Source organism: Streptomyces sp. SAI-135, assembly GCF_029893805.1.
Taxonomy (GTDB): domain Bacteria; phylum Actinomycetota; class Actinomycetes; order Streptomycetales; family Streptomycetaceae; genus Streptomyces.
Window position 1 is genome coordinate 2,115,622 of sequence record NZ_JARXYP010000002.1, and the last position, 15,186, is coordinate 2,130,807.

A 15,186-nucleotide genomic window follows, 5' to 3' on the forward strand; every position below is an offset into this window, starting at 1 on the left:
AAATCCGCGAGCCCCCAGATCCGCGCTTGCCTAGTCTCAGGAGCATGATGAACCACCGCCGCACCGAACTCCTCGCCGCCGGCGCAGCCACCGTCACCGTCGTCCTGTGGGCGTCCGCCTTCGTCTCCATCCGCAGCGCGGGCGCCGCCTACTCCCCCGGCGCGCTGGCCCTCGGCCGGCTCCTTTCCGGTGCGCTCGCCCTGGGCGTGATCTGCCTGATACGCCGCGAAGGGCTCCCTCCTCGTTCTGCCTGGCGCGGTATCGCGTTCTCCGGCGTCCTGTGGTTCGGCTTCTACATGGTCGTCCTGAACTGGGGCGAGCAGCAGGTGGACGCGGGCACCGCGGCCCTGGTCGTGAACATCGGCCCGATCCTGATCGCGCTGCTCGGCGCGCGGCTGCTCGGGGACGCGATGCCACCCCGGCTGCTGGCCGGGATGGCGGTGTCCTTCGCCGGCGCGGTCACCGTGGGTCTGTCCATGTCGGACGACGGGGGCTCCTCGGTGCTCGGCGTGGTCCTGTGCCTGCTCGCGGCGATCGCCTACGCCGGCGGGGTCGTCGCGCAGAAGCCGGTCCTGGGCTCCGCGACCCCGCTGCAGGCGACGACCTTCGGCTGCTTCGTGGGTGCCGTGGTCTGCCTGCCCTTCGCGGGGCAGCTGGTGTCGGAGGCGGCCGACGCCCCCGCCTCGGCGACCCTCAACATGGTCTACCTGGGGGTGTTCCCGACCGCGCTGGCCTTCACCACCTGGGCCTACGCCCTGGCCCGGACGACCGCCAGCCGCATGGGCGCGACCACCTACGCGGTGCCCGCCCTGGTCGTGCTGATGTCGTGGCTGGCGCTCGGCGAGGTCCCTGGCCTGTTCACGCTCGCGGGCGGGGTGCTGTGCCTTGCGGGCGTGGCGGTGTCCCGCTCCCGGTCCCGCGCACGGGCGGCCGCGGCCCCGGTGACGGCACCTGAGCCGCGGCCCGAGAGGGCGTCAGACTCCGCGTGAACGCGCCCTGCCCGCGAGCACCTTGATGCAGAGCAACGCGATCACCGAGAGCCCGATGATGTAACCGGAGACCGCCATCGAGGTCCCGGTGGCCTCCAGCAGCAGCACCATCAGGAAGGGCGCGAGCCCACCGCCGAGCACGGCGGCGATCTGGTAGCCGAGGGAGGCGCCGGTGTACCGCATCTCGGGTGTGAACAGCTCGGCGAACAGGGCGGCCTGCGGGCCGTACATGATGCTCAGGAAGCATCCGGCGACGAAGGTGCCGACCGCCAGCCACAGCAGCGACCCGGTGTCGATGAGCAGGAACATCGGTACGGCCCACAGGGCGATGCCGGCCGCGCCGAGGGCGTAGATGCGGATACGCCCGAGGCGGTCGGAGAGCGCGGCGGCGGCCGGGATCAGCACCAGCTGGGTGAGGCTGACGCAGAGCGAGACGGTGAGCACGGCACTGCGCTGCATGCCCAGTTCACGGGTGGTGTAGTCGAGGACACCGGTGATCAGGATGTAGAAGGTCGCGGTGTTCACGGCGAAGGAGCCGCCGGCGAGCAGGACCGTGCCCAGGTGGTGGCGGAGGATCGTGCGCAGCGGGGAGTTCTGCGCGCTCTTCTCCTTCTCGGCCAGCTCCCGCTCCGCCCGGCGGAATTCGGGGGTCTCCTCGACCTTGGTGTGGATGTACCAGGCGAGCGCCAGGACGAACAGGCCGATGAGGAACGGGACGCGCCAGCCCCAGGCCGCGAACCCGGCGTCGGTGGTGAACGCCCCGGCCAGCAGGAAGACCGTGTTGGCGGTCACCACGCCGATGGGGACGCCGAGTTGGACGACACTGCCGTAGAGCCCGCGCTTGCCCTCGGGGGCGTACTCGGTGGCCAGCAGCATCGCACCGCCCCACTGCGCGCCGACCGCCACGCCCTGGACGACGCGGAGCAGGACGAGCAGGACCGGGGCGGCGACGCCGATCGTGTCGTAGGTCGGCAGGAGGCCGATGCCGGTGGTGGCGAGGCCCATGAGCGTGAGGGCGAGGACCAGCATGGGCTTGCGGCCGCGCTTGTCCCCGATCTGGCCGGCGACGATGCCACCGATCGGGCGGGCCAGGAAGCCGACCGCGAAGGTGGCGAAGGCGGCGAGGACACCGGCGGTTGAGTTGCCCGCGGGGAAGTACAGATCGCCGAGGACGAGGGCGGCGGCTATGCCGAAGACGAAGTAGTCGTACCACTCGACGGCGGAGGCGAGGGCCGCAGCGGTGGCGACGCGACGGCGGTGGGGAGACGCCGGCGCGGTGACGGAAGTGGGGTGAGCGGTAGGGGCCGTGTCCATGTGGTGCACACTCCGGTGGGTGCGTGGGGACGTTGGCGGCCGAACATACTGACCGGACGGTATGGGGTCAACGGTTGTGCGGGAAGGTTGCCCGGAGCACCTGAGCCGGTGCTCCGGGCGGCCCGTCGCTCAGAACACCACCAGGGCCCTGCCGCCCTTGCCCGCCAGCATGTTGTCGAAGGCCGCCGGGATGCCGTCGAGGGCGATCCGCTCGGTCACCAGCATCCCGAGGTCCAGCCGGCCCGCCCGGACGTGCTCGGCGAGCACCGGCAGGTCCTCGGCGGGGTTGGAGTTGCCGTAGACACAGCCCGCGAGGGTGCGACCCCAGTGGAAGATCTCCAGGGCGTTGAAGGTGACCTGCTGGTCCTTGCCGCCGATGCCGACGACCGTCGTACGGCCGCCACGGCGGGTGGAGTCCCAGGCCGTGCGGATGGTCGAGGCGCGGCCCACGCACTCGACGGCGGCGTCGACGCCCTGCCTGCCGGTGAGGCCCCGGATCTCGCGGGCGGTGTTCTCGGAGGCGATCACGTAGTCGGTGGCTCCGGCTGCGCGCGCCAACTCCTCCTTCTCCGGGGAGACGTCGACCGCGACGATCTTCGACGCGCCCGCGATCCGGGCCGCCTGGAGCGCGGCGAGGCCCACTCCCCCGACGCCGTACACCGCGACCGTCTCGCCCTCGCGGACGCGCGCCGAGTGGTGGACGGCGCCGTAGCCGGTGAGGACGGCGCAGCCCAGCAGGGCCGCGTCGGTGAGCGGGATGCCGTCGGGCAGGGGCAGGAGGCAGGACTCGGGGACGACCGTCTCCTCGGCGAACGCGGCGACGTTCAGGCCGGGGTGCAGGTCGGTGCCGTCGGCGGTGCGGGCGTGGACGCCGGCGGCGCCGTTGAGGGCGTTGGCGCACAGCCACACCTCGCCGAGCGCACAGGCATGGCAATCGCCGCAGGAGGGAGCCCAGTTGAGGACGACGCCGGCGCCGGGCGCCACCCCGGTGACCCCCTCCCCCACGGCGACGACCGTGCCCGCGCCCTCGTGGCCGAGGACGGCCGGGACGGGGACGCGCATGGTGCCGTTGGACAGGGACAGGTCAGAGTGACAGACCCCGGCGGCGGCGAGGCGGACGCGGACCTGGCCGGGGCCGGGGTCGGGGAGGTCGATGTCGGTGACCTCCAGGGGAGCGCCCACGGCGGGAAGGACGGCGGCACGAACCACGGGAAGGCTCCTCAGAACTGGAGGGACTTGGTCTGGAGGTACTCGGCGAGACCGTGCGGGCCGAGCTCGCGGCCGACGCCGGACTGCTTGTAACCGCCGAACGGGGCAAGGGGGTTGAAGCGGCCGCCGTTGATGTCGACCTGTCCGGTGTCCATGCGGCGGGCGAAGGCCACCGCCTCCGCCTCGTCACCGGCCCAGACGGCGCCCGCGAGGCCGTAGACCGTGCCGTTGGCGATGCGCAGCGCGTCCTCCTCGTCCTCGTAGCGCAGGATCGACAGGACCGGACCGAAGATCTCCTCCTGGGCGATCGTCATCTCGGGCGTCACGTCGGCGAAGACCGTCGGGGCGACGAAGTAGCCCTGCTCGCGCGGGGATTCGGGCCCTCCGGCGACCAGCCGGGCACCCTCGGCGACGCCCTTCTCGATGTAACCGCGCACCCGGGCCTGCTGCTTGGCGTTGACGACCGGGCCGATGCGCTCGCCGTACTTCGCGGCGGCGCCGGCGGCGAGTTCGACGGCCTCGTCGTACTGGTCGCGGTGGACGAGCATCCGGGTCCAGGCGCTGCACGTCTGGCCGGAGTTGGACATCACGTTGGCGACGCCGACGTTGACCGCCTTGGCGAGGTCGGCGCCGGGCAGGATGACGTTGGCGGACTTGCCGCCGAGCTCCAGGGCGACCTTCTTCAACGCGGCACCTGCGGTCGCGCCGATCCGCCGGCCGACCGCGGTGGAGCCGGTGAAGGAGACCAGGTCGACGTCGGGGTGCGCGGCGAGGGCCTGTCCGGCGACCGGGCCGAGGCCCGTGACCAGGTTGAAGACACCGGCCGGGATGCCCGCCTCGTGGACCGCCTCGGCGAAGAGCTGGGCGACCAGCGGGGTGTCCTCGGCGGGCTTGAGGACCACCGTGCAGCCGGCGGCGAGGGCCGGGGCGACCTTGGCGACGATCTGGTGGAGCGGGTAGTTCCAGGGCGTGATCGCCCCGACCACGCCGACGGGCTCCAGGTGGACGGTGGAGTTGCCGACCTTCTCCTCGAAGGGATGGCCGGCCGCGAGCTCGGCGTAGGAGGCGGCGACCGCGACGGGGACGGCGGCGTGGACGTTCTCCGAGAACTTCAGGGGTGAGCCGAGTTCGGCGGTGACCGTCTCGGCGATCTCGTCCTTGCGGGCGGCGAGAACGTCCCGGAGGGCGGCGAGACGGGCGGCCCGTTCGGCGGGAGGGGTCGCGGCCCAGGCCGGGAAGGCGGCCCGGGCGGCGCGTACGGCGCTGTCGACGTCCTCGGCGGTGCCGGCCGGGACCCGCGCGATGACCTGCTCGTCGACCGGGTTCACGACCTCGATCACGTCCGGGCCGGTGGCCGGGCGCCACTCGCCGTCGATGTACATGCCGTCGTGCGCCTTCATGGTGCGTCCTCCCGGGCTGGGCCGTGCCGTGTCGTCCGGCCTCATAAACTAGCGGCGATAGTTTTCTCGCGCCAGAGCGGGACCGGACCGTCCACGGACATCAGAAGTCCCCGCGGGCCCCCTCGTCCACCACGCCACGGCTTCCTCCGGCGGGCGCACGGAATGCCTTCCGGCAGCGCTGCCGGTCCGTGACCCGTGCTCCGCCGTCTGGCCGCTCGGCGCCGAAGAGGAACCGCGTCTCGAATTGCGGCCGCCTCGGTTCACCCCGTCGGACGGGCCCCCTTCACCGCACCGCCGCCCGCCGGCCTCACTCGTCCAGATCCGGCAGATGGTCCGGGGACGGGCAGATGCGTTCGCCGTGCTGGTCGAAGACGAAGAGGTGGGAGATGTCGACGAGGAGCGGGACCTGCATGCCGCGGCGCAGGTCGATGTCCGGGGTGGTGCGGACGACGAGGTCGCCGGGGAGGCGGGGGTCCGGCTCGGGCGCGGGCTCCGGCGGGTCCTCCAGGACCACGACCGGGCCGGCGCGGAGGGAGACCGCCCGTTCTCTCAGGCGGTCCAGGACCGTGCCCTCGCGACGGCGGCGCCGGGGCTGGCGCGGGGCGGGGCGGGGCGCCTCCAGGTCGGGGACGAAGGCGGGGCGGGAGCCGGTGTTGAAGTGGACGAGGACCTCGTGGCCCTGGAACTCCACGTGCTCCACCAGACCGGTGATCGGCATCTCCCCGGGGCGGGCGGAGGTCCGTTTGGCGATGCGGATCGCCTCCGAGCGCAGGCCCACGATCACCTCGCGGCCCTGCTGGACGCGGAGCAACTGGTGGTCCAGGGAGAGGGGTTCGGGCAGCCGCAGGTACTGCTTGCCGAGGCTGATGGTCATCGCGCCGTCCAGCGGGGCCCGGACCACTCCGCGCAGGAGGTTGATGCGCGGGGTGCCGATGAAGGCGGCCACGAAGACGTTGCGGGGCAGGGCGTACACCGAGCGCGGAGTGCCGACCTGCTGGAGGACTCCGCCGCGCAGCACGGCGACCCGGTCGCCGAGCGACATGGCCTCGGCCTGGTCGTGGGTGACGTAGACCGTGGTGACACCCAACTCCCGGGTGAGCGAGGCTATTTCGGCGCGCAGGTGGTTGCGGAGCTTGGCGTCGAGGTTGGACAGCGGCTCGTCCATGAGGAAGGCGGTGGGCCGACGGGAGATGGCCCGGCCCATCGCCACGCGCTGACGTTCGCCGCCGGAGAGCTGGCCCGGGTAGCGGTCGAGGAGGTCCTCGATGCCCAGCATGCGGGCGGTGGCGTCCACACGGGGCCGGGGGTCCTCGTCGGGGGCCTCGATGCGCAGCGGGAAGCCGATGTTCCCGCGGCTGGTCATGTTCGGGTAGAGGGCGAAGTTCTGGAACACCATCGCCATCCGCCGCTCGGCGGGCAGCATGTCGTTGGCGTACTCGCCGTCGAGCCTGAGCTGCCCCTCGGTGATCTCCTCCAGCCCGGCGATCATCCTGAGCACGGTGGATTTTCCGCAGCCGGAGGGGCCGAGCAGGACGAGGAACTCGCCGGGCGCGATGTCCAGCGAGAGCCGGTCCACCACCCGGGCGCCCCGGGTGTAGGTCTTGCTCACGTGGTGCAGAGAGATGGCGCGTGTCATGACGGTGCCCCCGGGGGCTGGATCAGGCGCTGGTGCTCCGCGGTGGAGAGGCCCCGTGCGGGTCGTACGGGGCTGTGAGTCACGGAAGTTAACGGAATGCGTGCGGCGGGGGGAAGAGACCGGGCGGGATCGGGCGCTTCGGTCCAGTCCGCGAGATGACGGACGGCCGGATTCCGCACGGCCTCACGCTCGTCGGCACTCCGTCCCGCCGACGCCTCACCGTGCCGTGACGCTCGCAGGCGTTCCGGTGCCCGCCGGCGATCCGACACCCGCAGGCGTCCCGACACCCGCCGACGTTCCCACGCCCGTCGGGGTCCCGGCCTCCGTCCCCGTCCCCATCCCCGTCCCCGTCCCCGTGCCGATGCCGGGGCCCGCCGGCGTCCCGACACTCGCCGATGGCCCGGCGCCCATCGGTGTGCCCGGGCTCGTCGGTGTCCCGACAGCCGCCGAAGTGCCCGTGCCCGTCGGTCGTGCGGCACTCGTCGGTGTAGCCGTGCCCGCCGGCGTCCCGGTGCTCTTCGTCGGCCGTGGCTCACGGGTCTGGGTGAGGTGGGCGAAGACGACGACGTTGCTGCTGTAGCCCGTCCGCCGGTTGAAGAGCCCACCGCAGGTGATCACGCGGAGTTCCGGGCGCCGGGCCGGGCCGTAGACCTCCTTGTCGGGGAAGCCCGCCTTGTCGAAGATCTTCACGCGGTCCACGGTGTAGACGGCGGTACGGCCGTCCGCGCGCACCGCCTCGATCACCTTGCCCGGCTTCACCTGGCCGAGCGCGGCGAAGACGGCGGGTCCGGTCCTGGTGTCGCGGTGGCCGACGGCGATCGCCGTGCCCGTCTCGCCGGGCGTGGCGCCGCCCTCGTACCAGCCCACCAGCTTCGGCTTGTCGACCGGCGGTGTCGCGAGTTCCCGGCCCTTGATGAGCCGGAGGCCCGTGATCGGGGCGTCGATGCCCAGGGACGGGATGCGGAAGGCCGTCGGCCGGGACCGGGACAGCGGGCGGGGCGGGGGTGTGCGGGTGGGCGAGGAGCGGGCGGAGGGGGCCGGGGCGTCGGCCGGCTCCGCTTCCGGGCCGGCGGCGGCCACGGCGTCCGGCAGACCGGGCGCGGTCAGCTCGGTCGAGTCGTCGTCCCCCGTACACCGGACCCCCACCGTCACCAGGACGACCGTGAGCAGGGCCGTCCTGGTGAGGCGGTAGGCGCGGGTCCGGTACCAGGGCCTGCGTCTGCGCCTACGCGGCGCCATGGGGCCGACGGCGGTTCAGCCGGAAGTACGCGACACCGCCGACCGCCACCAGGCCGACGGCGCCCGCCGCGGTGACCGGTGCGAACGCGGCCGCGGTGTCGACGAGACCGCCGCCACCCGCGTGCACGCCGCCCTTGGGGCCGCCGCCCTCGTTGTGCCCCCAGCCCGCGCCCTGCTGGTCCTCGATCTGGTCGCCCGCCCGGCGCTCGCCGTCGCGCTTGCCGTCGTGGCAGTTGACGCGGAAGACCTTCTCCTTGGGGGCGCCCGCCACGATCCAGGTGAGCTTGTACTGTCCGTCCGCCACACCCAGCGGGTCGGTGTGACCGGCGCCGCCGGCGAGCTGGATGGTGCCGGCGACGGTGGCGGCGGTGGGGAGCGGGGGCTGCGGCGTGATGGTGTAGGCGATGGTGGTGAGGACGTCGAAGTTGACGGCGTCCAGGTAGAACTTGCAGACCCGTGGATCATCCTTCGAGACGCCGAACGGCACGCCCACGTGGTGGATCCTGATGTCGCCGTTCTCGCCCGCGGCCGACGCGGTCGGTGCCGCAACCCAGGACGCGCCGGCCGCGGCGAGGGCGGTGAGGACGACCGTGGCGCCCGCTCGGACGCGGAAGGTACGTGGGAGTGTCAGGGTGGGCATGGGCGCTCCTCCGAATTCAGACGATTTCCATACAAATCGCTCTTTCGGCAGCACTCTCCGTTATGCCCGCCGCACTCGGTGGCATCGGCGCCCGGCGCGCCGTCAGATATCGCTCGTGCGGCGCAATCGCGGGCGCCTGGGCCGCTTGTCCACGGTCGGTCCGGGCCCCGCGGACCGACCCGGCGACCGCAGCGCCACCCCCGCCGACACCAGCAGCAGCGTCCCGAGCATCACGAACGGCGCGGCGACCCCCGCCATGCCCGCGACCAGGCCCGCGGTGGCCGGAGCGGCGACCTGGCCGAGGCGGTTGCCGGTCAGCCGCAGGGCCAGGGCGGTGGAGCGGGCGCCGTCGGGGGCGGCCTGGACGACCGTCGTCATGGACAGCGGCTGGCCGACGCCGAGGCAGAAGCCGAGCAGCGCGAGGATCACGGCCAGCGCCCACACCGGGACCGGCAGGGCGATGCCCGCGCACAGCAGGGCCGCCAGCGAACACGTCACGGTCAGGAGCAACGCGCGCCCCAGCAGCCGTAGCAGCGGAGTCAGCACCAGACGGCAGGCGATCGTGGCCGCCGCGCGCAGGCTCAGCAGCAGGCCGATCACCGAGGGGGCGATGCCCCGGTGCTCGCCGACCACCGGGAGGTACGCGGTGAGGATGTCCGTGGCCGACAGCACGGACAGGCTCACGAAGATGCCCCCGGGGACGCCCCGGGCCTTGAGGATGCGTCCGACGGGGACCCGATCGGCTTGCCCGGTACGGGACTTGGCCGCCGTGTCCGGATGCTCGATGCGCCACAGCGACGTGCACGCGACGGCCGCCCCGGCGCCCGAGACGAGCAGCGCCAGCGCGCTCGTGCCCGCCATGTCGGGGCCGCCGATCAGGGCGCCCGCCGCGACCGGGCCGACCAGCTGACCGAGGGAGGCACCGATGGTGAAGTGGCCGAAGTTGCGGTCCTGTTCGTGCGGGGCGGACTGCCGGGCGACGAGGGACTGGGCGCCGATGACGAAGCAGAGGTGGCCGAGGCCCATCACCCCGCTCCAGACCGCCATGGCCCAGAGGGAGTCCGCGATGCCGCTGAGCGCACAGCCGCCGGAGATCAGCACCACGCCGACCGGGAGCAGCGGCGCGCACCGGCCGTGGTCCGTACGGCGGCCGAGCGGTACGGCGGCGAAGAGCGGAAGCAGGGCGTACACACCGGCGATGACACCGATCGCGCGCTCGTCCGCGCCCAGCGCGAGGGCCCGGTAGGAGACGGCGGGCCGTGCCATCGACACCGCCCCCTGCGCGAAGCTGAAGGCGATGACGAGGCGGAGCAGCCAGCCGCGGTTCCCACCGGGCGCCATGATCGAGTCCTCCGTGGACGGGGGTTCCGTGGACGGGAGTTCCTTGGGACGGGAGAGAAGCGGATCAGATGATGCCGAAGAGGATTCCTGCCCCGAGGATCAACAGGCAGGTGAGCGCGGCCCACTTGACGACGAACTTGGTGTGGTCGCCGAACTCCACCTTGGCCATGCCGACCAGGACGTACACGGCCGGGACGAGCGGGCTGGACATGTGCAGCGGCTGACCGACCAGGGAGGCGCGGGCCATCTCCAGCGGGGAGACACCGTGCGCCGCGCCGGCCTCGGCGAGGACGGGCAGGACACCGAAGTAGAAGCCGTCGTTGGACATGAAGTAGGTGAGCGGGAGGCTCAGGATGCCGGTGACGAGGGCCATGTGCGGGCCCATGCCCTCGGGGATGACGTCCACCATCCAGCGGGCCATGTGGTCGACCATGCCGGTGCCCTGGAGGACGCCGGTGAAGACGGCGGCGGCGAAGACCATGCCGGAGACGTTCAGGACGTTGTCGGCGTGGGCGGCGAGGCGGGCCTTCTGGTCGGGGATGTGCGGGAAGTTCACGGTGAGCGCGAGCGCGGCACCGAGCAGGAACAGCACAGGGATCGGCAGCCACTCCATGATCATGGCGGTGAGCAGGGTGGCGGTGAGCAGCGCGTTGAACCAGTACAGCCTGGGGCGCAGGGTGGGCCGGCTGGGGTCGAGGACCTGGAAGCGCTGCGCGTCGCCGGCCTCGTCGTCCTCGGCGTCGGTGCCGGAGCCGCCGCCGGCCGCCGTGGCCTTGGCCTTGCCCGTGCCGGAGGCACCGGAACCGGCGCCGACCAGGACGGTCTCGGTCTCCTCGACCTTCTCGTCCACCAGGATCTCGTTCAGCGTGAGCACCCCGAGCCGCTTGCGCTCACGCATGCCGAGGACGTACGAGAGGACGAAGACGCCCAGCAGGCCGACGGCGAGGGCCGGGATCATCGGGACGAAGATGTCGCTGGCGTCGAGCTTGAGCGCGGTGGCCGCACGGGCCGTCGGACCGCCCCAGGGCAGCGTGTTCATCACGCCGTTGGCCATGGCGGCGACACCGGTCATCACGACCAGGCTCATCTTCAGGCGCTTGTACAGCGGGTACATCGCCGAGACCGTGATCATGAAGGTGGTCGAGCCGTCGCCGTCCAGCGAGACGATCGCGGCGAGGATCGCCGTACCGACGACGATCCGCATCGGGTCGGCCTTCGCGAACTTGAGGATGCCCCGCACGATCGGGTCGAAGAGGCCGACGTCGATCATCACACCGAAGTAGACGATCGCGAACATGAGCATCGCCGCAGTGGGGGCGAGGCTGGTGACGCCTTCGATGACGTAGTCACCGAGCTTGGCGCCCTTCCCGACGAAGACGCAGAACAGGGCCGGGATCAGTACGAGCGCCGCGATCGGCGACATCTTCTTCATCATGATCAGGACCAGGAAGGTCGCGATCATGGCGAAGCCGAGGATGGTCAGCATGAGTGGATACCTAACGTTCGCCCTTGAACTCCCACCGGAGTCGGCAGTGCGATGACGTTAGGACCCGTCAAGCGGCGTTAACAAGACGTTGACATGCGAGCAATAAGCGCAAAACTGCTGGTCACAGCTTTGCGCTGCTCACAGCGTCGGCACGGCGGCCAGTTTCACCGGTACGCCGTTGAGGACCGCGTTGCCCGAGAGCGGGTCGAGCAGGCTGCCGTCCAGGAGCTGGTTGACGTTGACGCCGGGGTCCTTGGCAGCGTGGGCGAGCCGGGTGCCGGGGCGGTCGTGCCCCCAGCCGTGCGGCAGGCTGACCACGCCGGGGCGCACGCCGTCGGTGACCTCGGCCTCGGTGACCACCTCTCCCCCGGCGCCCTTGATCCGCACCGCGCAGCCGTCCTTCAGGCCCAGCCGCTCGGCGTCCTCGGGGTGGATGTGCAGGGTGCAGCGGTTGGTGCCGCCGGTGAGGGCGGGGACGTTGTGCATCCAGCTGTTGTTGGAGCGCAGATGCCGGCGGCCGACGAGGACGAGCCCGTCGGCCTTGTGCCGCAGGGCCTCACGCAGCCGGGGCAGGTCGTCCGCGATCGGCCGCGGCAGCAGTTCGACCTTGCCGCTCCTGGTCTTCAGCGGCTGCGGCAGCCGGGACTCCAGGGGTCCGAGATCGATGCCGTGCGGATGCGCGAGCAGCTTGGTCAGGCTCAGCCCGTCCGGTCGTACGCCGAAACCGTCGCCGTAGGGGCCGAGGCGCAGCATCATGTCGAGCCGCCGCTCGGGGCCGGTGTCGCCCTTCAGGAGTGCCGCCAGTTCGTGGGGCTCGCGGCCGTGCACGGGCGAGTGGGTCTCCTTGACGGCCTTGCCGAGGGTCTGGCCGATGACGAGGTCGTCCACGGCGGACGGGTCGGCGCCGTGCATGCCGGTCGCGGCGAGGACCAGCCGGGCGAGGATCTCCGTCTCCGCCATCCGGCCGGGCTCCAGCGGGACGGCGGGGCGGGTGTAGCGGACCTGGTTGCGCACGGCGAGGGTATTGAAGGCGAAGTCGTGGTGCGGGCTCTGGGAGGGCGGGGGCGGCGGCAGGACGACGTGGGCGTGGCGCGAGGTCTCGTTCAGGTACGGGTCCACGCTGACCATGAAGTCGAGCGAGCCGAGGGCCTTGTCGAGCCGGTCGCCGTCCGGGGCCGAGAGCACGGGGTTGGCGGCGACGGCGACGACCGCCCGGATCGGCTCGCCCTCCTCGGTCGCGGTGTCGATCTCCTCGGCGAGCGCGGAGAGCGGCAACTCGCCCTTGGCCTCGGGGCGCCGGCTCACCCGGGAGTGCCAGCGGCCGAGCGCGAACCCGTGGCTGGGGCCCGCGGGCCGGGGTGTCCGGTCGGTGGCCGCCTGCGGGAAGAGGGCGCCACCGGGCCGGTCGAGGTTGCTGGTGAGGATGTTGAGGACGTCGACGAGCCAGCTCGCGAGGGTGCCGTGCGGGACGGTGCAGCTGCCGATGCGGCCGTATACGGCAGCGGTGGGGGCGGCGGCGAGTTCGCGGGCGAGGGTGCGGATGGTGTCGGCGTCGACGTCGCAGGTGCCGGCGACGGCCTCCGGGGTGAAGTCCCCCATGGCCGCCCGGAGTTCCTCGACCCCCTCCAGATGCGGGGTCAACTCCCCCGTGTCCACGAGTCCTTCCTCGAAGAGGACGTGCGCCATCGCCGCGAGCAGCAGGGCGTCGGAGCCGGGCCGGACGGCGATGTGCCGGTCGGCGAGGCGGGCGGTGCGGGTGCGGCGGGGGTCGATGACGGTGAGGGTGCCGCCGCGGGCCTTGAGCGCCTTGAGCTTGCCGGGGAAGTCGGGGGCGGTGCACAGACTGCCGTTGGACTCCAGGGGGTTGGCGCCGAGGAGGAGCAGGTGGTCGGTGCGGTCGAGGTCGGGCACGGGGATGGCATTGGCGTCGCCGTACAGCAGTCCGCTGGAGACGTGCTTGGGCATCTGGTCGACCGTGGAGGCGGTGAAGACGCTGCGGGTGCCGAGGCCGGCGAGCAGCACCGGCGGGTAGAGGGCACCGGCCATGGTGTGGACGTTGGGGTTGCCGAGGACGACCCCGACGGAGTTCGCCCCGTACCGGTCGACGACGCCCCGGATCCCGGCGGCGACGGCGTCGAAGGCCTCCTCCCAGGTGGCCTCGCGCAGTTCCCCGTCCCGGCGCACGAGGGGGGTGCGCAGCCGGTCGGGGTCGCCGTCCACGGCCCCGAAGGAGGCACCCTTCGGGCAGATGAACCCCTTGCTGAACACGTCGTCACGGTCGCCGCGGGCGCCGGTGACCCGGGTCCCCTCGACGGTGAGTGTCAGACCACAGGTGGCCTCGCACAGGGGGCAGATACGCAGAGCGGTGCGGGACACGGGTCCTCCCGGGGCAGCGGTGCCTGTCCGGGCGAGCATACCGACCGGTACGGATGGAGGGGAGGGGGTTTCGGGGGCGGGCTCAGTCCAGGACCCGCGCGAGATAGGCGCGGAGCAGCTCCCGGGCCTCCTGGATGATCCGCTCGTCGCCCTCCGGTGCCACCCGGAAGGCCAGGTGGACCAGGGTGTCGGCGGTCTCCACGGCGATGAGGAAGGTGCGGCGCAGGTCGTCGTCCGGTTCGCGGGAGAGGTAGCCGGAGAGGAGGTCGGTCAGGCGGTCGGCGACGCGGTGGTTGGGCTCGGCGTGCCGGGCGCCGACGGGGATCTGGTTGCCGAAGTCGACGAGGGAGAAGCCGGGGGCGGTGCGCTTCATGGCGAGGTACTCGTCGAGGACGACGTCCATCGCCGTACGCCAGCCTCCGTCCTGGCCCGACTCCTTGAGGCGGTCGGTGACGCCGGCTGTGAAGCGCTCGAGGTTGCGCTGGGCGAGGGCGTCGGCCATCTGCCGCTTGTTGCCGAAGAAGCGGTAGACCGAGCCGATGGGCACGCCGGCGCGCTGGGCGACGGCACGGGTGCTGAGGGCGTCGTAGCCGACCTCGTCGAGCAGGTCGGCGCAGGCGTCGAGGATTCTGGTCAGCCGTTCGGCACTGCGCCGCTGCACGGGGGCGCGGCGGAGCGAGGTTGCTTGGGGCACGGGCTTCATGATGCCTTTCCGCCGTCGTCCGGTGAACCCTGCCACCCGGTACGGGGCGAGGGGCCCAGGGCACTCACCGGCCACGGCCGGTGCTGGGCGCGGGCTGGGGTACTGACACGGGGCTGCGACGCCCGAGGTCCCGGACCCGCCCCGCCGCCGACGAGGACGCCGCCCTCGCACGCTTCCAGGGCTGCGGCTCCGGTGCAGGACCGCGGAGGCCGGGATTCCGGGACCGTGCGACCGACGGTGACGCCGCCCTGCCCGGCGGGAACGCCACCCCCCGCACCCACCGCAAGTCGCCCTTCCGCACCCGCACCACCGGTGACAACACCCGCCTGCACGACCGCAACACCATCACCGAGACCGCCCCCGACCCGCGCTTCCAGGGCTGTGCCACTGGTGCAGGCCCGCGGAGGCCGGGATTCCGGGACCGTGCGACCGACGGTGACGCCGCCCTGCCCGGCGGGAACGCCACCCCCCGCACCCACCACAGGTCGCCCTTCCGCACCCGCACCACCGGTGACAACACCCGCCTGCACGACCGCAACCCCATCACCGAGACCACCCCCGACCCGCGCTTCCCGCGGAGGCGGGAATTCGGAGGCCGTGGTCTCGCCGGTGCCGATGCGCGGGCCCCGGACGCCGTGCCCGGGGTAAGCCGCAGGCTGGGATTCCGTCCCCGCGCCATCGCCGACGCCCGTGCCGCCCTGTGAGGCCAGGACACCGCAGGCGGTCCCCCGTGCGAGCCGGAGTTTCACAGCAGTCGCCCCGGCCCCCGGTTCCCCGACATCGTTGCCTATCCTCCTGACGAGCCGCGATGGCGCGGCGCCGTCGCGTGCCGCACTCGTCACCGACCGCGTCC

At 72.5% G+C, this 15,186-nt stretch carries 11 protein-coding genes and 1 pseudogene; 2 read left to right on the forward strand and 10 right to left on the reverse strand.

The window, feature by feature from the left end:
* Positions 1-47 precede the first annotated feature (47 nt).
* Complete coding sequence (locus tag M2163_RS14005) at positions 48-989, forward strand: DMT family transporter (protein WP_280897253.1); 942 nt, start codon at positions 48-50, stop codon at positions 987-989.
* Here M2163_RS14005 and M2163_RS14010 read toward each other — a convergent pair.
* The 10 genes and pseudogenes from M2163_RS14010 to M2163_RS14055 form a co-directional block, all read right to left on the reverse strand.
* Positions 975-2,303: an MFS transporter gene (locus tag M2163_RS14010; RefSeq protein ID WP_280852462.1), complete on the reverse strand. Its 1,329-nt coding sequence runs from the start codon at positions 2,301-2,303 to the stop codon at positions 975-977. The genes M2163_RS14005 and M2163_RS14010 overlap by 15 nt on opposite strands.
* A gap of 129 nt (positions 2,304-2,432) precedes the next feature.
* Positions 2,433-3,512 (reverse strand): Zn-dependent alcohol dehydrogenase, encoded by a 1,080-nt coding sequence (locus tag M2163_RS14015; protein ID WP_280894111.1) that lies wholly within the window; start codon positions 3,510-3,512, stop codon positions 2,433-2,435.
* 11 nt (positions 3,513-3,523) lie between these two features.
* Positions 3,524-4,912: an aldehyde dehydrogenase family protein gene (locus tag M2163_RS14020; RefSeq protein WP_280894112.1), complete on the reverse strand. Its 1,389-nt coding sequence runs from the start codon at positions 4,910-4,912 to the stop codon at positions 3,524-3,526.
* Positions 4,913-5,219: 307 nt separating this feature from the next.
* Positions 5,220-6,548, reverse strand: coding sequence for an ABC transporter ATP-binding protein (locus M2163_RS14025; RefSeq protein WP_280852459.1), 1,329 nt, complete (start codon positions 6,546-6,548; stop codon positions 5,220-5,222).
* 534 nt (positions 6,549-7,082) lie between these two features.
* Positions 7,083-7,787, reverse strand: a pseudogene (locus M2163_RS14030) (class F sortase); the annotation flags it as partial.
* Positions 7,774-8,427, reverse strand: coding sequence for a hypothetical protein (locus tag M2163_RS14035; RefSeq protein ID WP_280852458.1), 654 nt, complete (start codon positions 8,425-8,427; stop codon positions 7,774-7,776). The pseudogene M2163_RS14030 and the gene M2163_RS14035, both read right to left, overlap by 14 nt.
* Before the next feature lie 102 nt (positions 8,428-8,529).
* A complete protein-coding gene (locus tag M2163_RS14040; protein ID WP_280894113.1) occupies positions 8,530-9,768 on the reverse strand; it encodes an MFS transporter in 1,239 nt (412 codons plus the stop codon).
* A 64-nt stretch (positions 9,769-9,832) separates the two neighbouring features.
* Positions 9,833-11,254 carry a citrate:proton symporter gene (locus M2163_RS14045; protein WP_280852456.1) on the reverse strand — a complete coding sequence of 474 codons (1,422 nt, stop codon included), beginning with the start codon at positions 11,252-11,254 and terminating at the stop codon, positions 9,833-9,835.
* Between the two features lie 138 nt (positions 11,255-11,392).
* Positions 11,393-13,630, reverse strand: a complete 2,238-nt coding sequence (locus M2163_RS14050; RefSeq protein ID WP_280894114.1) for a molybdopterin oxidoreductase family protein — start codon at positions 13,628-13,630, stop codon at positions 11,393-11,395.
* An 82-nt stretch (positions 13,631-13,712) separates the two neighbouring features.
* A complete protein-coding gene (locus M2163_RS14055; RefSeq protein ID WP_280852454.1) occupies positions 13,713-14,333 on the reverse strand; it encodes a TetR/AcrR family transcriptional regulator in 621 nt (206 codons plus the stop codon).
* 80 nt (positions 14,334-14,413) lie between these two features.
* Between M2163_RS14055 and M2163_RS14060 the strand changes: the two genes are divergently transcribed.
* Positions 14,414-15,037 (forward strand): hypothetical protein, encoded by a 624-nt coding sequence (locus M2163_RS14060; RefSeq protein ID WP_280894115.1) that lies wholly within the window; start codon positions 14,414-14,416, stop codon positions 15,035-15,037.
* The last annotated feature ends 149 nt before the right edge of the window (positions 15,038-15,186 follow it).